General features: G+C 67.4%; 16 protein-coding genes. 11 read left to right on the top strand and 5 right to left on the bottom strand.

What is annotated here, in order from left to right:
• Positions 1-36 precede the first annotated feature (36 nt).
• The 4 genes from rsfS to EO136_RS09775 are packed head-to-tail and all read left to right on the top strand — an operon-like array spanning position 37 to position 3,750.
• Positions 37-432 carry a ribosome silencing factor gene (gene rsfS / locus EO136_RS09790; protein WP_127144255.1) on the top strand — a complete coding sequence of 132 codons (396 nt, stop codon included), beginning with the start codon at positions 37-39 and terminating at the stop codon, positions 430-432.
• A 16-nt stretch (positions 433-448) separates the two neighbouring features.
• Positions 449-934, top strand: a complete 486-nt coding sequence (rlmH, locus tag EO136_RS09785; protein ID WP_127144254.1) for a 23S rRNA (pseudouridine(1915)-N(3))-methyltransferase RlmH — start codon at positions 449-451, stop codon at positions 932-934.
• 57 nt (positions 935-991) lie between these two features.
• Positions 992-2,407 carry a murein hydrolase activator EnvC family protein gene (locus EO136_RS09780; protein ID WP_127144253.1) on the top strand — a complete coding sequence of 472 codons (1,416 nt, stop codon included), beginning with the start codon at positions 992-994 and terminating at the stop codon, positions 2,405-2,407.
• Positions 2,407-3,750, top strand: a complete 1,344-nt coding sequence (locus EO136_RS09775) for a S41 family peptidase (RefSeq protein ID WP_246018320.1) — start codon at positions 2,407-2,409, stop codon at positions 3,748-3,750. Before EO136_RS09780 ends, EO136_RS09775 begins: the two co-directional genes overlap by 1 nt.
• A gap of 70 nt (positions 3,751-3,820) precedes the next feature.
• Here the strand turns inward: EO136_RS09775 and EO136_RS09770 are convergent, their stop codons facing one another.
• The gene (locus EO136_RS09770; RefSeq protein ID WP_127144252.1) at positions 3,821-4,795 is read right to left on the bottom strand and encodes a DMT family transporter; all 975 of its coding nucleotides are present in this window, start codon (positions 4,793-4,795) and stop codon (positions 3,821-3,823) included.
• Between the two features lie 268 nt (positions 4,796-5,063).
• Complete coding sequence (locus EO136_RS09765) at positions 5,064-5,993, bottom strand: tyrosine recombinase XerC (protein ID WP_127144251.1); 930 nt, start codon at positions 5,991-5,993, stop codon at positions 5,064-5,066.
• A gap of 105 nt (positions 5,994-6,098) precedes the next feature.
• On the opposite strand from EO136_RS09765, the gene EO136_RS09760 reads away from it, so the two are divergent.
• The 7 genes from EO136_RS09760 (at position 6,099) to EO136_RS09730 (ending at position 14,305) form a co-directional block, all read left to right on the top strand.
• Complete coding sequence (locus EO136_RS09760) at positions 6,099-8,282, top strand: primosomal protein N' (protein WP_127144292.1); 2,184 nt, start codon at positions 6,099-6,101, stop codon at positions 8,280-8,282.
• Between the two features lie 210 nt (positions 8,283-8,492).
• Positions 8,493-9,053 (top strand): F0F1 ATP synthase subunit delta, encoded by a 561-nt coding sequence (locus tag EO136_RS09755; RefSeq protein WP_127144250.1) that lies wholly within the window; start codon positions 8,493-8,495, stop codon positions 9,051-9,053.
• Positions 9,053-10,588, top strand: a complete 1,536-nt coding sequence (gene atpA / locus EO136_RS09750) for a F0F1 ATP synthase subunit alpha (RefSeq protein ID WP_127144249.1) — start codon at positions 9,053-9,055, stop codon at positions 10,586-10,588. The genes EO136_RS09755 and atpA overlap by 1 nt, the downstream gene beginning before the upstream one ends.
• A 58-nt stretch (positions 10,589-10,646) precedes the next feature.
• Positions 10,647-11,534 carry a F0F1 ATP synthase subunit gamma gene (locus tag EO136_RS09745; RefSeq protein ID WP_127144248.1) on the top strand — a complete coding sequence of 296 codons (888 nt, stop codon included), beginning with the start codon at positions 10,647-10,649 and terminating at the stop codon, positions 11,532-11,534.
• Between the two features lie 19 nt (positions 11,535-11,553).
• Positions 11,554-12,993 carry a F0F1 ATP synthase subunit beta gene (atpD, locus tag EO136_RS09740; RefSeq protein ID WP_127144247.1) on the top strand — a complete coding sequence of 480 codons (1,440 nt, stop codon included), beginning with the start codon at positions 11,554-11,556 and terminating at the stop codon, positions 12,991-12,993.
• An 85-nt stretch (positions 12,994-13,078) separates the two neighbouring features.
• Positions 13,079-13,498, top strand: a complete 420-nt coding sequence (locus EO136_RS09735) for a F0F1 ATP synthase subunit epsilon (protein WP_127144246.1) — start codon at positions 13,079-13,081, stop codon at positions 13,496-13,498.
• A 210-nt stretch (positions 13,499-13,708) separates the two neighbouring features.
• Complete coding sequence (locus EO136_RS09730; protein WP_127144245.1) at positions 13,709-14,305, top strand: hypothetical protein; 597 nt, start codon at positions 13,709-13,711, stop codon at positions 14,303-14,305.
• On the opposite strand, the gene EO136_RS09725 is transcribed toward EO136_RS09730, so the two are convergent.
• The 3 genes from EO136_RS09725 to EO136_RS09715 are packed head-to-tail and all read right to left on the bottom strand — an operon-like array spanning position 14,300 to position 16,754.
• The gene (locus EO136_RS09725) at positions 14,300-14,995 is read right to left on the bottom strand and encodes an aspartate/glutamate racemase family protein (RefSeq protein WP_127144244.1); all 696 of its coding nucleotides are present in this window, start codon (positions 14,993-14,995) and stop codon (positions 14,300-14,302) included. The two genes, EO136_RS09730 and EO136_RS09725, sit on opposite strands and share 6 nt — an antisense overlap.
• Positions 14,992-15,558: an RNA pyrophosphohydrolase gene (locus EO136_RS09720; protein ID WP_127144243.1), complete on the bottom strand. Its 567-nt coding sequence runs from the start codon at positions 15,556-15,558 to the stop codon at positions 14,992-14,994. The genes EO136_RS09725 and EO136_RS09720 overlap by 4 nt, the downstream gene beginning before the upstream one ends.
• The gene (locus EO136_RS09715; protein ID WP_127144242.1) at positions 15,555-16,754 is read right to left on the bottom strand and encodes a divergent polysaccharide deacetylase family protein; all 1,200 of its coding nucleotides are present in this window, start codon (positions 16,752-16,754) and stop codon (positions 15,555-15,557) included. Before EO136_RS09715 ends, EO136_RS09720 begins: the two co-directional genes overlap by 4 nt.
• Between the last annotated feature and the right edge of the window lie 272 nt (positions 16,755-17,026).

Raw genomic sequence — 17,026 nt, 5'->3', positions numbered from 1 at the left:
CCATATTGCGATGGCGCGGGCGGAGGCCGACAGCTGATGGCCCCAACGCCCAATTCGTCGGTCCCGCAAGGCGGCGCCGACAGCACGCAGGCCCAGCCTGCTCCCGTGCTCGACATCGTCACGGCCTGCCTCGACGACGCCAAGGCCGAAGACACCCTCTCGATCGACATCACCGGCAAATCCTCGCTCTCGGACCACATGGTCGTGACCTCCGGGCGCTCGAACCGGCACGTGTCCGCGATCGCGGACCAGCTGGTCAAGGCGCTGCGCGAGGGCGGGCATCCCAAGCCGCGGATCGAGGGTCTGCCGACCGCCGACTGGGTGCTCGTCGACGCCGGAGACGTGATCGTGCACATCTTCAGGCCCGAAGTCCGTTCGTTCTACAACATCGAGAAGATGTGGGCGGCCGATTTCGGCAGCGACGCGCACTGATCGAGACGATCGGGCGATGCGCATCGCAGTGAGTGCCGTCGGGCGCATGAAGGATGGGCCCGAGCGTACCCTTGCGGCGCGGTATCTCGACCGGGCGGTCGCCCAGGGGCGGGGCATCGGGCTGACCGGATTCGCGGTGACCGAGATGGCCGAGTCGCGCGCGTCCTCGGCAGGTGCCCGCAAGGGGGAGGAAGCCAGGGCCCTGCTCGCCGCGCTCCCAGAAAAGGCAGTGGTGATCGCGCTCGACGAGCGCGGCAGGTCTCTTGCCAGCGAGGATTTCGCCGAGCGGATCGGGCAATGGCGCGACATGGGCCGGTCCGATCTGGTGGTGATCATCGGAGGTGCGGACGGGCTCGATGAGACGGTGCGCGAGAGGGCAGATCTCGTCCTGTCGTTTTCGCCCATGACCTGGCCGCACCAGATGGTGCGGATCATGGTCGCCGAGCAGCTTTACCGCGCCACGACAATTTTATCGGGCCATCCCTATCACCGGGGCGATTGAGCGGGCCGGCTCTGTTAGGATTGCGCCCTGTCGCGCGTTGATTCGCCGGAGGAATTGTTGCCCATCAAACTTTTGATGCCCCGCCTGTTGCCGATTGCCGGGCTTGCCTGCCTTCTGGCGGCATGGTCCGTGACGCTGCCGGCCCAGGACGGGCAGGTCGAGGACGGGCAGGCCCAGACCGAAACGGTCGAACCGGTCGATGGAGGCGGGACCGAGACGGCGCTCGATGCGCTGGCCCCGTCCGAGTTCGAGGATGCCAATGCCGGAGCGAGCCTGGATCTCGATGATGTGACCCGCCAGATGCGGCTTACCGAGGACCGCATCGCCAATATCCGTGCCGAAATCCTGGCGCTCGATGGCGACGCCACCGAGCTCGGCCTGCAATTGCGGGCAGCGGACGAGCGGGTGGACATGGCCGATGGCGACATCAGGCTGATCGAGGACCGGATCGAGGAATTGCTGGCCAGCGAAGAGAGCGTGCGGCTCAGGCTCGATGGTCACGACCGCTCTATTTCCAACCTTCTCGCCTCGCTCCAGCGCATCACCGTGAGCCCGCCACCGGCGCTGATCGTGGATCCCAGCGACGCGCTGGGCTCGGCGCGCGCCGCGCTGCTTTTGGGCGCGGTGCTGCCCCAGCTCCAGGAACGGGCCGCGGACGTCACCGCGGACCTCGAACGGCTCGGGGGCCTCAAAAGCGAAGTTCTGGCCGAAGCGGACCGCCTCAACGCCAATCTCTTGACGCTCAACGAGGAGCGGCTGCGCATCGCCACGGTGATCGAGGCGCGCACCCAGGGGCTCGAATGGTTGAGTGAGGATCTGATCCGCGAGGAGGCGGAGGCCCAGGCGCTGGCCGATCGGGCGCGGTCTCTCGAACAGTTGATCGAGGGGCTCGAGCGCCGGATTGCGGCGGTGACCACGGCCCGGGACGCCAACCGGGCCGCGAGCGCGGGCGAGGACGTACCCGCGCTGGACCCGGAGGTGATCGCAGTGGCTTTTGCCGACGACACGCGCACCGAACCGGCAGTTCCTCTCGAATCCGCAAGGGGTTACCTCACCTCGCCGGTGACCGGGGACCTCTTGATCAGCTTTGGCGCCGCCGACGGGTTCGGGGGCACCTCCAAGGGGCTTTCGATCGAGACCGAGGCGGGGGCGCAGGTCGTCGCGCCGGCGGATGGATGGGTGGTCTATACCGGACCCTTCCTCAATTATGGCGAAATCGCCATCCTCAATGCCGGCCAGGACTATATGATCGTTCTCGCAGGTCTGGCGCGTACAGATGTGGAGCGGGGCGCATTTGTCAGAATGGGCGAGCCGGTCGGGACCATGGGCAGCCAGCCCGATGCCCGCATCGCAGCCCGGTCCGAGGCCTCTGGCCCGGCCTTGTATGTTGAACTCAGGGAAGGCGGCATTCCCATCGACCCCCAAGGGTGGTGGACCGCACTGACCGTAGCGCAGGAAAGTGGAGCGAGCTGATGGCACGACTGAAACGGCGGGTCGCCGCCACCGCGGTGGCACTGATGATGGCGTTCGCGCCCGGCGCGCTCCTTGCCCAGAGCGAGAGCGAGGGCGAAAGCGGGGACGCGGAGATCTACCGCGAGCTCGAATTGTTCGGGCTGGTGTTCGACCGGATCCGCGCGGAATATATCGAGGCGCCCGACGAGGCCGAACTGATCCGGGCGGCGATCCAGGGCATGCTGACCTCGCTCGATCCGCATTCGACCTTCCTTGATGCCGAGAGCTTCTCGGACGTGCGCGAGGATACTTCGGGCACCTTCGGCGGGCTGGGCATCGAGGTGACCATGGAAGACGGGCTGGTCAAGGTCGTCACACCCTATGACGAAAGCCCCGCCCAGGCGGCCGGCATTCTCGCCAACGACCTCGTTGTCGAGATCGACGGACAGCAGGTGCAGGGCCTGACGCTCGACGAGGCGGTGACCCTGATGCGCGGCGAGCGCGGCACGGATGTGGACCTCGTCATCGCCCGCGAGGGCGTGGCCGAGCCCATTCCCATGACCCTGACCCGCGACATCATCGAAGTGGCTGCGGTGCGCTGGAACAATGAGCGCGACGTGCCCGTGATCCGGCTCTCGCGGTTCTCGGAACAGGCCTATACCGGGCTCGACCTCGCGATCCGCGAGATCATGGAGGAAAGCGAGGGGGCGCCGGACGGCATCATTCTCGACCTGCGGAACAATCCGGGCGGACTGGTCAATCAGGCCGAGTTCGTCGCCGACGCCTTCCTCTCCCAGGGCAGCATCGTTCTGACCCGCGGCCGGCTGGCCAACCAGTCCTCGCGCTATGATGCCAGCGCCGACGATCTGGACGCGCTGATCGGGGACGTTCCGATCATCGTCCTGATCAATGGCGGGTCGGCCTCGGCGGCCGAGATCGTGGCGGGTGCGCTTCAGGACCACGCGCGCGCCACGCTGGTGGGCACGCGCTCGTTCGGCAAGGGTTCGGTGCAGTCGATCATCCCGCTGAGCCCCAATGAAGCCATGCGCCTGACCACGGCGCGCTACTATACGCCCAACAATCGTTCGATCCAGGCCGCGGGCATTCGCCCCGACATCGAGATCTTCCAGGACGTTCCTGAAGAATTCCAGGGGTTCGACGAGATCATCGGGGAAGCCGGGCTCGAGGGCCATATCCTGGGCGAGAACGAGGAGGCCGAACCGGTCGGGTCCTCGGTCTATGTGCCGGCCGACCGCGAGGACGACAACCAGCTCCAGTTCGCGATCGATCTGATCCTGGGCGAGGAAACCGATCCCGCCTTCCCGCCGGGGACCGGCGAGGTGATCGCCGACGCGGCGGAATAAGCAGGCGCCTTCGGGCTCTCGATTGCCGGACTGAAAACAGGGGGCAGCGTCCGGGCGCTGCCCCCTCGTTCTATTTCGGCGCTTTGCCGGTGCGGGTCTGGCGGGTGAAGACCACGATGCCGGCGATGACCAGCGCGGTGCCCGCCGCGTGCCAGAGGGTGAAGGCTTCTCCCAGCACGACGATGGCCAGAACGGTGGTGACCAGCGGGGAGAGGTTGCCAAAGACCGCGGTGCGTTCGGGGCCGATCCGCCCGATGGCCGCCGAGATCGCATAGGCGGGCAGCACGGTGGAGAAAAAGCCCAGAGCCAGAAAAAGGGCGAGAGTGGGCAAGGGCACGATGAGGGCGTCGAGCGGGTGGGTGGCGAGGAAATGGACGAGCACCGCCATCCCCGCCGCCGTCATGGCGATGGAGGTGAAGATCGCCGCGCCCATGATGTCGATCCAGCGCTTGGAGACGAGCTGGAAGACCGCATAGGCGAGCCCCGCGCCCAGAACGAGCAGCGCGCCCACCACCACGTCCTCGCCGCCGATGGCCAGATCGTGGGCGAAGATCAGCGCGATGCCGAGATAGGAGCCGAGCGCGGCCAGAAGCGCGGTGCGCGAGACCCGGCGGCCGAAAAAGATCGCCGCGAGCGCCAGCACGAAGAAGGGGTAGGTCAAAAGGATCAGCCGGTTGAGCTGGGCGGTGATGTGGGCGAGCGCGGCGAAATCGAGATAGGAGGCGACGTAATAGGCCAGGATGCCGATGAGCCCGGCGGTGAGCACACCGCGCGCCGAAATCTCGCGCGCCCGGGCGGTGCCGTTGCGGCTCCGGGTGCGGTTGCGCCGCACGGTCCAGAGCCCCACGAGAACGAAGATGGGCACCGAGACGATCATGCGCCAGGTGAGGATGGTCACCGGGTCGGGGCCCTGCTCGAGCGCGAGCTTGACGAAAATGCCCTTGGTGGCAAAGAGCGCGGCCCCGAGCGCGGCGAGCGCGAGCCCCACGATCTGATCGCGGTCCGGGGCTAGAGGCGGGGCGGGGGGGAGTTCGGGGCTGGACATGGTCCGGTTGCTTTACGCCTCCGATCCTGCCGCGTCACGGGCAAATCGGTCATGGGCGGGGGCGCCGGGGGAATGATGGGAGGCAAGGGGCGGGGCCGTGCCACCGAAGTGAAGACGCTGCCCGGCGTTTTCCGGGAACGCCGGGCTTCTGGTTGGTCGCGTTCCCGAACCGAAAAAGCTATCCAGCTTTTTCTGGGAACGCCGGGTTTCTGGTTGGTCACGTTCCCGAACCGAAAAAGCTATCCAGCTTTGTCTGGGAACGCTCCGGTTACCCCCGCGGATGGGCCTTGCGGTAGCTTTCGAGCAGGCGGTCGGTGTCCACATGGGTGTAGATCTGGGTGGTCGAGAGCGAGGCGTGGCCCAAAAGCTCCTGGATGGCGCGCAGATCGCCGCCGCGTCCGAGGATATGGGTGGCAAAGGAATGGCGCAGGGCGTGGGGGGTCGCCGAGGGCGGCAGGCCGAGCGCGCCGCGCACCGCCTCGAGCCGGTACTGGATGAGCCGCGGGCTGAGAACGCCGCCGCGCACGCCGCGAAAGATCGGCTCGGTGGGGCCGGGGGAAAAGGGCGAGAGCTTGAGATAGGTTTCGATCGCGTCGCGGACCGGGGCGATGAGCGGCACGAGCCGGACCTTGCCGCCCTTGCCAGTGACCCGAAGGCTGGTCGCGTCGAGGTCCCGGGCTGTGAGCGCGAGCGCTTCGGCGATGCGCAGGCCGGCCCCGTAGCACAGGGCGATCACCGCGCTGTCGCGGGCCGCGACCCAGGGGCGGTCCTCGAGATCGGCGCTGGCGGTGAGGGTGGCGCTCGCCTCGGTGGCGGTGAGGGCCTTGGGCAGGGATTGCCCGATCTTGGGGGTGCGGATGATCGACAGGGCTTCCAGCGAAAGGATGCCGTTGCGCTCGAGATAGGAAAAGAAGGATTTGAGCCCCGACAGCGTGCGGGCGAGCGTGCGCGAGCCCGCCGAGGCGCGGCGCCGGGCCGCAAGGAACGCGCGGATATCGGCGGCGCGCAGATCGGCGAGGGCCGGCAGGGTCACCGTCCCGCCCAGATGCCCGGCGAGAAAGGCGAGGAACTGGTCGAGGTCGCGGCCATAGGCCTCGCAGGTTTTCGGCGAAAGCCGCCGGATGGCCGCAAGCTCGCGGTGCCAGTCCGCGATGTGGCCGGCAAGCGGGGCGTCGATGGCAAAGGCGGTGTCGGTCATGGGGCCATCATGGGGCCGACCGGTTAGCACGGCCCTAAGGCGGCGCTGGCCGAATCGGATTTCTCGCCTATGGTGGCGCAGGAAAAGCGGAGCGATCAAGGAGTGATGGTGGCTGACCCTTTAGGTCCGGTGGTCTCGGTGATGGTGGCCGTGGCGGTGGACGGGCCCTATTCCTATCGCGTGCCCGAGGGCATGGAGGTCACCGCCGGCTCGATCGTGGTGGTGCCGCTGGGGCCGCGGCCCACGCTCGGGGTGGTGTGGGGCGCGCCCAGGGACAGTTTCGCCCACAACCGGCTCAAGGACATCGCCCAGGCGTTCGACCTGCCCCCGCTCTCGGAGGAATTGCGCGCGACCATCGACTGGGTGGCGCGCTATACGCTCGCCCAGCCGGGCATGGTGTTGCGCGGCGCGCTGCGCAGCCGGGAGGCGCTCGATCCGCCGCGTCCGATCGTGGCCTACAGGCGTGCGGGCGCTGCGCCCGAGCGGATGACCGATGCGCGACGGCGGGTGCTCGATGTGATGGAGGACGGCTATCCCTGGGCCAAAACCGCGCTGGTGGGCGCCTCGGGGGTGTCCCCGGCGGTGGTCGAGGGGCTGGTCAGATCCGGGGCGCTCGAGCGGGTGGAATTGCCCGCGCCCCCGCCCGTTTTGCCGCCCGAGCCCGATTTCGCGCCCGCGACGCTCTCGGGCGACCAGGCCCTGGCGCTCGAGGCGATCCGGGCGCGGGACCGGGAGGCGAAAGGCGGGTTCTCGGTGGCGCTGCTGGACGGGATCACCGGGTCGGGCAAGACCGAGGTGTTCTTCGAGAGCGTGGCGGACGCGTTGCGGGCGGGCCGGCAGGTGGCGGTGATCCTGCCCGAGATCGCGCTCACCCACACCTTTCTCGACCGGTTCGAGAAGCGCTTCGGCCAGCGGGCCGCCGAATGGCATTCGGAGATGACCCCGGTCCAGCGCGCCAAGGTCTGGCGCGGGGTGCTGACCGGGGAGGTGCGGGCGGTGATCGGGGCGCGCTCGGCGCTGTTCCTGCCGTTCCGCGAGCTGGGGCTCCTTGTGCTCGACGAGGAGCATGACGGGGCGTTCAAGCAGTCCGACAGGGTGAACTATCATGGCCGCGACATGGCGGTGGTGCGGGCCTCGATGGCGGGCGCGCGGGTGATCCTGTCCTCGGCGACGCCTTCGGTGGAGACGCGCAACAATGCCGATACCGGGCGCTACGCCCATGTGCGGCTCGAAAGCCGGTTCGCGGACGCCGCGCTGCCCGACATCACCGCGCTCGACATGCGGGCCGAGGGGCCCGAAAAGGGGGAATGGATCGCCCCAAGGCTGGCGCGGGCGGTGTTCGATGCGCTCGACCGGGGCGAACAGGCGCTGCTGTTTCTCAACCGCCGGGGCTATGCGCCCATGACGCTGTGCCGGAGCTGCGGGCACCAGTACCAGTGCCCGGACTGCTCGACATGGCTGGTCGAGCACCGGTTCCGGGGCGTCCTGATGTGCCATCATTGCGGGCACACCGAGCGCACCCCGGAGGTCTGCGGCTCCTGCGGGGCGACCGACGCGCTGGTGGCGGTGGGCCCGGGGATCGAGCGCGTGGCCGAGGAGGTGGCGACCCGGTTCCCCGGCGCCCGACCCGTGGTGCTCTCCTCGGACATGGGATCGATGAGCCAGATCCGGGATCGGCTGGCCGAGATCGCGCGGGGCGAGTATGACATCGTGATCGGCACCCAGCTCGTGGCCAAGGGCCATCACTTCGAAAAGCTCTCTCTCGTGGGGGTGATCGACGCCGATCTGGGGCTGGCGCACGGGGACCCGCGCGCCGCGGAAAAGACCTTCCAGATCCTCACCCAGGTGACGGGGCGGGCGGGCCGGACCAGCCGCACGGGCAAGGCGTTTCTCCAGACCTATCATCCCGGCCATCCGGTGATGACCGCGATGGTGGCCGGCGATCGGGAGGGGTTTTATGCCCATGAGCTCAAGGTGCGTGCGCAGGGCATGCTGCCCCCTTTCGGGCGGCTTGCCGCGCTGGTGGTCTCGGGCGCCGAGCACCCCGAAACGCTTGGCTATGCCCGGGCGCTGATGGCCGCGGCGCCCATGGCCGAGGGGGTCAAGCGCTTCGGGCCGGCGGACGCGCCGGTGGCCATGGTGCGCGGCCGGCACCGGATCCGGATCCTCGCCCAGAGCGCCAGGGGATTCGATCTTTCCGGCTATGTCCGGTTCTGGCTCGAGACCGCGCCGCCGCCCCGGGGCAGCCTGAGGGTCCAGGTCGATATCGACCCGATCAGCTTTTACTGAGCGGGAGCCGTCGAGCGGGCAATTCATGCGACATTTCCGCCGCCCCAATTTGGCCCCCATATGCTTGCGCGGTCCGGTGGGTCATGGTAAGGCCAGCGCACAATTTCCCAGGGGCATGGGAGCTGCCATCCTTGATGCGATCGCAATGCCTTGGGTGTGCCCCACCGTCGGGTGCACGGATTACAGCGAAAAACACGGGGTTGAAACGGCTTGAGCGCAACACATTCACTCTTGACCCAGATCGCACGCCCTTACGCTTCGGCGCTGTTTGACCTGGCAAGCGAAGCCGACGCGGTCGAAGCGACCGAAAAGGACCTCGATTCCATCGCCGAGCTGATTTCCTCGTCCGAGGATTTCGCCCGGTTCCTGGGCAGCCCCGCCATCTCCAACGACGCCCGCCGCCAGGCGCTCGGCGCCGTGCTCGAGAAGGCCCAGCCCACCGAGCTGGTGGCCAACACGTTGCGGATCGTGGCCAAGAACGGTCGTTTGTTCGCGCTTTCGGCCATCATCACCCGGTTCAAGGAACTGGCTGCCGTGGCCCGCAACGAGATCACCGCACAGGTGGTTTCCGCTTCCCCGCTCACCGATGCCCAGCGCGACGACCTCGTCGCTGTCCTGCGCGAGAAGGTGGGCAAGACCGTTTCTCTCAATACGCGTGTCGATGAAAGCCTGATCGGGGGCCTCGTGGTCCAGGTCGGCTCGAAAATGATCGACACGTCTCTCAAGACAAAACTCTCGGCCATGAAGATCGCCATGAAAGGGGTCAGCTAATGGACATCAAAGCTGCGGAAATCTCCGCGATCCTCAAGGACCAGATTCGGGATTTCGGCAAGGAAGCCCAGGTTTCCGAAGTCGGACAGGTGCTGAGCGTCGGTGACGGCATTGCGCGCGTTTACGGGCTGGACAACGTGCAGGCCGGCGAGCTCGTCGAATTTCCCGGCGGCATCAAGGGCATGGCGCTGAACCTCGAGGCCGACAATGTCGGTATCGTGATTTTCGGGTCCGACCGCGACATCAAGGAAGGCGACACGGTCAAGCGCACGGGCGCGATCGTGGACACCCCCGTGGGCAAGGGTCTGCTCGGCCGCGTGGTCGACGCGCTGGGCAACCCGATCGACGGCAAGGGTCCGATCGAGGCCGCCGAGCGCCGCCGCGTGGACGTCAAGGCGCCGGGCATCCTGCCGCGCAAATCGGTTCACGAGCCGATGTCGACCGGCATCAAGGCCATCGACGCGATGATCCCCATCGGGCGCGGCCAGCGCGAGCTGGTGATCGGTGACCGCCAGACCGGCAAGACCGCCGTCATTCTCGACACCTTCCTCAACCAGAAGCCCGCGCACGACGCCGGCGCCGCCGAGAGTGAGAAGCTCTACTGCGTTTATGTGGCCATCGGCCAGAAGCGCTCCACGGTGGCCCAGTTCGTCAAGATGCTCGAGGACAATGGCGCGCTCGAATATTCGATCGTGGTCGCCGCGACCGCTTCGGACCCTGCGCCCATGCAGTTCCTTGCGCCCTTCACCGGGTGCGCGATCGGCGAATATTTCCGCGACAACGGCATGCACGCCGTGATCGCCTATGACGATCTGTCCAAGCAGGCCGTCGCCTATCGCCAGATGAGCCTTCTGCTGCGCCGTCCTCCCGGACGTGAAGCCTATCCCGGCGACGTCTTTTACCTCCATTCGCGCCTGCTCGAGCGTGCCGCAAAGCTCAACGAGGAGCACGGTCTGGGTTCGCTCACCGCGCTGCCCGTCATCGAGACCCAGGCCAACGACGTGTCGGCCTATATCCCGACCAACGTGATCTCGATCACCGACGGCCAGATCTTCCTTGAGACCAATCTGTTCTTCCAGGGCATCCGTCCTGCGGTGAACGTGGGTCTGTCGGTGTCGCGCGTGGGTGGTTCGGCCCAGATCAAGGCGATGAAGCAGGTAGCAGGCCCGATCAAGGGCGAGCTCAGCCAGTATCGCGAAATGGCGGCCTTCGCCCAGTTCGGCTCGGACCTCGATGCGGCGACCCAGCGTCTGCTCAATCGCGGCGCACGCCTGACCGAGCTCTTGAAGCAGCCCCAGTTCTCCCCGCTCAAGACCGAAGAGCAGGTGGCGGTGATCTTTGCCGGCGTGAACGGCTATCTCGACGATCTGCCGGTTCGCCAGGTGGGCCCGTTCGAGAAGGCGCTCCTGAGCACGCTGCGCTCCAAGCACCAGGACCTGCTCACCGCGATCGCGACCGAAAAGGCGCTGTCCGATTCGATCCGCGAGAAGCTCAAGGCTGCCCTTGACGGGTTCAAGAAGACCTACGCCGCCTGATCGGCGGCGCGGGACTTTTCGCCAGGTGCACCCACGTCAGAAGAAGAGCTGAGGCCCTATGCCCTCTTTGAAAGACCTCAAGAACCGGATCTCCTCGGTCAAATCGACCCAGAAGATCACCAAGGCCATGCAGATGGTCGCCGCCGCAAAGCTGCGGCGGGCCCAGGAGGCCGCCGTGGCCGCCCGCCCCTATGCCGAGCGCATGGGGCAGGTGCTCGGCGGGCTGTCCCAGGCCTATGAGGGGCGGCCCGATGCGCCGCGCCTGCTTGCGGGGACCGGACAGGACCAGACCCATCTGCTGGTCGTGGCCACCGGCGAGCGCGGCCTTGCGGGCGGGTTCAACTCCTCGATCGCCCGCCTCGCCCGGGAGCACGCCACCCGGCTTCTGGCCGAGGGCAAGACGGTCAAGATCCTGACCGTGGGCAAGAAGGGCGCCGATATCCTGAAACGCGGCCTTTCCAAGCACATCATCGAGCAGATCTCGCTGCGCGAGGTCAAAACGCTCGGCTATGGCACCGCCCAGGAGATCGGGGAAAAGGTGCTGGCGATGTACGAGGCCGGCGAATTCGACGTCGCCACGCTCTACTACGCCAGGTTCAGCTCGGTGATCTCCCAGGTGCCAACCGCCCAGCAGATCATTCCGGCCAAGTTCGATGCAGCGGAAGGCGACGCGGACGCCAGATCGGGGTCGGCGATCTACGAATATGAGCCCGACGAGGAGGCCATCCTCGAGGACCTGCTGCCGCGCAGCGTGTCCGTGCAGATCTTCCGCGCGCTTTTGGAGAACAACGCCTCGTTCTTTGGCGCGCAGATGACGGCCATGGACAATGCCACCCGCAATGCCGGCGAGATGATCACCAAGCTTCAGCTGAGCTACAACCGCCAGCGCCAGGCCCAGATCACCAAGGAACTGATCGAAATCATTTCGGGCGCCGAAGCGCTCTAGACGTAAGGACGAAAGACCAATGGCAGACAGCAAAACCGGCCGCATCTCCCAGGTCATGGGCGCGGTTGTGGACGTGACCTTCGACGGGGACTTGCCTGCGATCCTGAACGCGCTTGAAACTGACAACAATGGCAGCCGCCTCGTGCTCGAGGTCGCCCAGCACCTGGGCGAGAACGCGGTTCGCACCATTGCGATGGACACCACCGAGGGCCTGGCCCGCGGCGTGGCGGTGCGCGACACCGGCGAATCGATCTCGGTGCCGGTCGGTGAAGAGACCCTTGGGCGCATCATGAACGTGATCGGCGAGCCGATCGATGAGGCCGGACCGGTCAACACCCCGGGCCGCCGCGTGATCCACCAGCCGGCTCCCGAGTTCGTCGACCAGGCGACCCAGGCGGAAATTCTCGTCACCGGCATCAAGGTGATCGACCTCTTGGCCCCCTATGCGCGTGGCGGCAAGATCGGCCTTTTCGGTGGCGCGGGCGTGGGCAAGACGGTTCTGATCCAGGAGCTGATCAACAACGTCGCCAAGGCGCACGGTGGTTACTCGGTGTTCGCCGGGGTCGGCGAGCGCACGCGTGAGGGCAACGACCTTTACTACGAGATGATCGAATCGGGCGTGAACAAGGATCCGCGCGAGAACAACGGCTCGACCGCCGGGTCCAAATGCGCGCTGGTCTTTGGCCAGATGAACGAGCCTCCGGGAGCCCGTGCCCGCGTGGCGCTGACCGGGTTGTCGATCGCGGAAGATTTCCGCGACAAGGGCCAGGACGTCTTGTTCTTTGTGGACAACATCTTCCGGTTCACCCAGGCCGGTTCGGAAGTGTCGGCGCTCCTGGGCCGCATTCCCTCGGCCGTGGGCTATCAGCCGACGCTGGGCACGGACATGGGCGCGCTCCAGGAGCGCATCACCACCACCAACAAGGGGTCGATCACCTCGGTGCAGGCCGTCTACGTGCCGGCCGACGACTTCACCGACCCGGCGCCGGCCTCGACCTTCGCGCACCTTGACGCGACGACCTCGCTCAACCGCGCGATTTCCGAGAAGGGCATCTACCCGGCCGTCGATCCGCTCGACTCCAACTCGCGTATGCTCGACCCCAACATCGTGGGCGAGGAGCATTACCGCACCGCCCGCGACGTGCAGGAAGTGCTCCAGCGCTACAAGTCGCTCCAGGACATCATCGCGATCCTGGGCATGGACGAGCTCTCGGAAGAAGACAAGCTGACCGTGGCCCGCGCCCGCAAGATCGAGCGCTTCATGAGCCAGCCCTTCCACGTGGCCGAGCAGTTCACCGGCTCGCCCGGCATCTATGTCGAGCTCGAGGACACCATCAAGGCGTTCAAGGGGCTGGTCGCCGGCGAATACGATCACCTGCCAGAGCAGGCGTTCTACATGGTCGGCACCATCGACGATGCGGTCAAGAAGGCCCAGAAGCTGGCCGCCGAAGCCGCATAAGGCAAGGCGCCAGCCGATATAAACGACGCGCGCGGGAGCGAACCGGTCCCGCGCGCCCCGCACACAAGACAAACGGACGAAGACCATGGCCGACGGCGTCAAAATCGAGATCGTTTCGCCCGAATACCTCGTGCTCAGCGCCGAGGCGAAATCGGTGACCGTGCCGGGTGCCGAAGGGTATTTCACCGTCATGGGGCCCCACGCCCCGCTGATGAGCACGCTGCGTCCGGGCTTTGTGACCGTGGTCGACCCCGCGGGCGCCGAGACGCGGTACTTCGTGCTCGGCGGGTTCGCGGACGTGAACAATGGCGGGCTGACGATCCTTGCCGAGCAGGCCCGGCCCGCATCGGAATTCGGGCGCACCGAGATCGAGGCCCGGATCACCGCGGCGCAGGAAGCGCTCAACAAGGCCGAGGGCGTGGACGAAAAGATGGCCGCGCAGGCCGAGCTCGACCAGTGGAAGAACCTGCTGCTCGAAGCCACCAGCACCGGCGTCGCCCATTAGCGCACCGGCCGGCCGGGCAGATGCGTAAAGGCGCTCCCTTTGGGGGCGCCTTTTTGCTGGGCGGGTGGGGCGATCGGATCGCATTTGATGCAAATGGGGGCGACGGTCGAGCGGGGCGCTTAACCGGGGGACGGGCAGGATGGAGGACCGGCGCGGACCCGTCTTTCGCCCGGCCCACCGCCAGAGACGATCCATCCGAGTTCCCGATCCATGCCCACCAGACGCGCCCTTCTGGCGATGCTGACAGCGTCCCTTGCGAGCGGACCTGCCCTTGCGGCGCGGCCCGACAGCCCGGAGCCGGGCAGGAAGCGCTTGATGGCGGTCGCGGGGCGTCCGCTCAAGGCCATGGCGCGCGAGCCGATCGTGCTGGCGGCGATCGCCGAGCACAACATTTCCATGACCGGCCGGGACGTTCTCGAACTCCGGCGCATGGCCGGGACCTGGCGGCGTGAACTCTATCGGCGGGACCGCTGGGAGCTGGTGGACAAGGTTCTCGACCGGCCGGCCTCCCATTATCTGCGGGTGGCAGAAGCGCGCTCGGGCGGGCTTTTCAGCGAGATCTTCGTGCTCGACCGGATCGGGATCGCGGTCGCCGCCTCACGTCCGCTCGGGATCTACTGGCATGCGGACCGGCCGCGGTGGCTCGAAACGCTGCCCGAGGGGCGCGGTGCGATCCATTTCGGTCCGCCCGAATTCAACGACGCCCTGGGCGCCTGGCAGCAGCAGGTGGCCATGACGGTCTCCGATCCGGTCACCGACCGGCCCGAGGGCGTTATATGCGCCAGCGTGGTGCTCGACGCGCTATGACCCCGGGAGCGCGGCGGCGACAAGGGCGTCGGCGTGCAGCTCGGTTGTGTCGTAGAGCGGCAGGGGGCTGTCATCGTCGGTGACGAGCATGGCGATCTCGGTGCAGCCCAGGATCACCGCCTCGGCCCCCCGCGCCGCGAGCCCTTCGATGGCCTCTACATAGCGGGCGCGGGAGCGGTCGGTGACGATGCCGCGGCACAGCTCCTCGAAGATGATGGCGTTGAGCTCGGTGTGTCCGACGCCGGGCACCAGAACCGCAAAACCCGCGTCCTCAAGCCGCTTGCGATAGAAGTCCATTTCCATGGTGAAGCGCGTGCCCAAAAGCCCAACGGTCCGCGCGCCATCCTCGGCCAGCGCCGTGGCGGTCGGATCGGCGATGTGGACGAAGCGTGCGGTCCCGAGCGCCGCCTCGATGGCGGGGGCGACGATGTGCATGGTGTTGGTGGCCAGCCCGATCACCTCGGCGCCTGCGGCCTCGAGCCTTTTGGCCTCACAAGCCAGGCGCGTGCCGGCCTCGTCCCAGTCGCCGGCGGTCTGCAACGCGGCGATGGGGGCGAAATCGAGCGATGAGACCAGAAGCGGCGCGGAATGCAGGCCCCCGAGATGCCGTGCGGTCTCGCGGTTGATGCGGGCATAATAATGGGCGGTCGACTCCCAGCTCATGCCCCCGATCAGCCCGATCGTCTTCATGTGCCCTCGGCCTCCCGGATGCGCGCGGGCAGATCGTGGAAAGCCTCGACCACCTTGCGATAGGCGTCGCGCTTGAAGCTCACGACCAGATCGGGCAGGGCCTCGAGCCGCTCCCAGCGCCAGGCGTCAAATTCGGGCCGGCAATCGGGCAGGGACGGCACGGCAAGGTCGATCTCGCTCTCCGGACCCTCGTGGAGGAGCGCATACCAGAGCTGGCGCTGGCCGCGATAACGCCCGCCCAGCGCCACCCCCAGGACGAGATCGGGCAGATCGTAGAAGATGGGCTCGGGCGCGGCGGCGAGCAGGCGAACCTGGCGCACCGAGGTTTCCTCGAGCAGCTCGCGCCGGGCGGCGACAAGGGGATCCTCGCCGGGGTCGATGCCGCCCTGAGGCATCTGCCAGGGGGAGGCGACCTCGGAGGTGTCGGGCCCCCCATCGGTGATCCGGCGGGCGACGAACACATCGCCGGCGCGGCTAAAGAGCGCAATGCCCACGCAGTCGCGATAGGGCAGGCTGGCGCGCTTTTCGCTTTCGGTGACGCTCGTGCCGGTGGTGGTTGTCATGGCTGGGCTTCCATTTCCGGGCTCAGGGCTGGGTTCATGCTGGTCTCCCGGGACGTTCCAGATAGCGCGCTTACCGGTACCAGAACCACATCGGTGTCGTCGATGGCCGCTGCCCATTGGGCGATGGTCTGGATCGAGACCGGCAGCGCCGAGACCGAGCCGATGGCCTGGCCCTGGGCGCGTGCCCGGGTTTCCAGATCGCGCAAAGCGGCGAGGATCGCATCGCGCGAGGGGTTAGCGTCGAGCACAAGATCGACCCGGGCGAAGGGCACCTCGTTCTGGCCGGCGAGCTGGCGGGCCACCGAGCGGTTGGAGGTGCCGTCATCGAGCCAGGAGAGCCCGCGCAACCCCAGCTCTTCCATCACCGGGCCGAAATCGGCGGCCGCGGCGGTAAAGCGGGCGCCCATGTGGTTGATGAGCCCGGTATAGCCCTCGAAGCGCCCCATCAGCCAGTGCAGCCGATCGAGGTTTTCGCGCGGGGGCTGATCGGCCAGGAGCGTATGGGGTCCCGGATCGTTCTGGGGGTAGTCGAAAGGCTCCAGCGGCACTTCGAGCATGATTTCGTGGCCAGCGGCGCGCGCCCGGGCCGCAAGAGATTGCAGCGCCGAGCCATAGGGCGCAAAGGACAGGGTGATCGCGCCGGGGAGGGTATCGATGGCCTCGCCCGTGCGCTCGGGATTGATCCCGAGCCCGGTCACCACCACGGCGACCAGTCCGCGCCCTGCCGCCGAGTCCGGGCCGATGGAGGGTCGGGCATAGGCTTCGAACGGGGTGAGCCCGCTGGCCGAGCGGCGGGGCAGCGGGCCCTCGGCGGTCATCTCGACAAGGTCCGCCATCGCGCCGGGGGCGTCATCGGCGCCAGAGGCTGCGGGCGGGGTGTCCCCCAGGGTAATGATCGAGGGGCCGCCCGGACCGGTGGGCGGGGGCAGATCGATGGGCTCGGCCTCAGAGAGGTCGGGATCGGACGCAACGTCCTGGGCCAGCGGGTTGGGCGCGGCTCCGGTGCTCACGGCAACCTCGGCCACCGGGCGCCCGCCATCGGGATCGTCCACGAGTGCGACCCACGCGGCGATGCCCACGCCAATGACCAGCGAAAGCGCGAGGCCCATGCGCAACCACGGCCAGCTCCTGGGCCCGCGTCCGGGCGCGGCCCGGCGGCGCCTGCGGCCGAGCGGGGAATCGAGATCGTCGCTCATTGCGTTCTTGCCGTCATCAGCAGACCGGTTCCCATCGGGCGAATCAATGCCCGGCTCAGGCTAGAGCAAGTGATGGCCCGAGGGAATCATTGCGGGGCGGGGGAGGGGTCTATGCTTGGGGTCGGTGGCTCTTGATGGGGAGGCGGGTTGGGCGGTGAGGATGGGGGGCGGCAGCGCCCTTGCTCCCTCGCCCCCGTCTTGCCATTCGCGCATAGCGCTCATGGCCTTCTGCGGCTCTGATCGCTTCACAGGGCGACGTATCGGCTGGAGCG

This window comes from Pelagibacterium montanilacus (assembly GCF_003992665.1).
Taxonomy (GTDB): domain Bacteria; phylum Pseudomonadota; class Alphaproteobacteria; order Rhizobiales; family Devosiaceae; genus Pelagibacterium; species Pelagibacterium montanilacus.
This window is presented reverse-complemented; position numbering and strand designations above follow the sequence as displayed.

Excerpts from the sequence above, each read along its gene's own strand:
- EO136_RS09745 (WP_127144248.1), top strand. The coding sequence starts at position 10,647 with ATGCCCTCTTTGAAAGACCTCAAGAACCGGATCTCCTCGGTCAAATCG.
- EO136_RS09770 (WP_127144252.1), bottom strand. The coding sequence starts at position 4,795 with ATGTCCAGCCCCGAACTCCCCCCCGCCCCGCCTCTAGCCCCGGACCGC.
- atpA (WP_127144249.1), top strand. The coding sequence starts at position 9,053 with ATGGACATCAAAGCTGCGGAAATCTCCGCGATCCTCAAGGACCAGATT.
- EO136_RS09775 (WP_246018320.1), top strand. The coding sequence starts at position 2,407 with ATGGCACGACTGAAACGGCGGGTCGCCGCCACCGCGGTGGCACTGATG.
- rlmH (WP_127144254.1), top strand. The coding sequence starts at position 449 with ATGCGCATCGCAGTGAGTGCCGTCGGGCGCATGAAGGATGGGCCCGAG.
- EO136_RS09720 (WP_127144243.1), bottom strand. The coding sequence starts at position 15,558 with ATGACAACCACCACCGGCACGAGCGTCACCGAAAGCGAAAAGCGCGCC.
- atpD (WP_127144247.1), top strand. The coding sequence starts at position 11,554 with ATGGCAGACAGCAAAACCGGCCGCATCTCCCAGGTCATGGGCGCGGTT.
- EO136_RS09715 (WP_127144242.1), bottom strand. The coding sequence starts at position 16,754 with ATGAGCGACGATCTCGATTCCCCGCTCGGCCGCAGGCGCCGCCGGGCC.
- rsfS (WP_127144255.1), top strand. The coding sequence starts at position 37 with ATGGCCCCAACGCCCAATTCGTCGGTCCCGCAAGGCGGCGCCGACAGC.
- EO136_RS09725 (WP_127144244.1), bottom strand. The coding sequence starts at position 14,995 with ATGAAGACGATCGGGCTGATCGGGGGCATGAGCTGGGAGTCGACCGCC.
- EO136_RS09765 (WP_127144251.1), bottom strand. The coding sequence starts at position 5,993 with ATGACCGACACCGCCTTTGCCATCGACGCCCCGCTTGCCGGCCACATC.
- EO136_RS09735 (WP_127144246.1), top strand. The coding sequence starts at position 13,079 with ATGGCCGACGGCGTCAAAATCGAGATCGTTTCGCCCGAATACCTCGTG.
- EO136_RS09730 (WP_127144245.1), top strand. The coding sequence starts at position 13,709 with ATGCCCACCAGACGCGCCCTTCTGGCGATGCTGACAGCGTCCCTTGCG.
- EO136_RS09760 (WP_127144292.1), top strand. The coding sequence starts at position 6,099 with ATGGTGGCTGACCCTTTAGGTCCGGTGGTCTCGGTGATGGTGGCCGTG.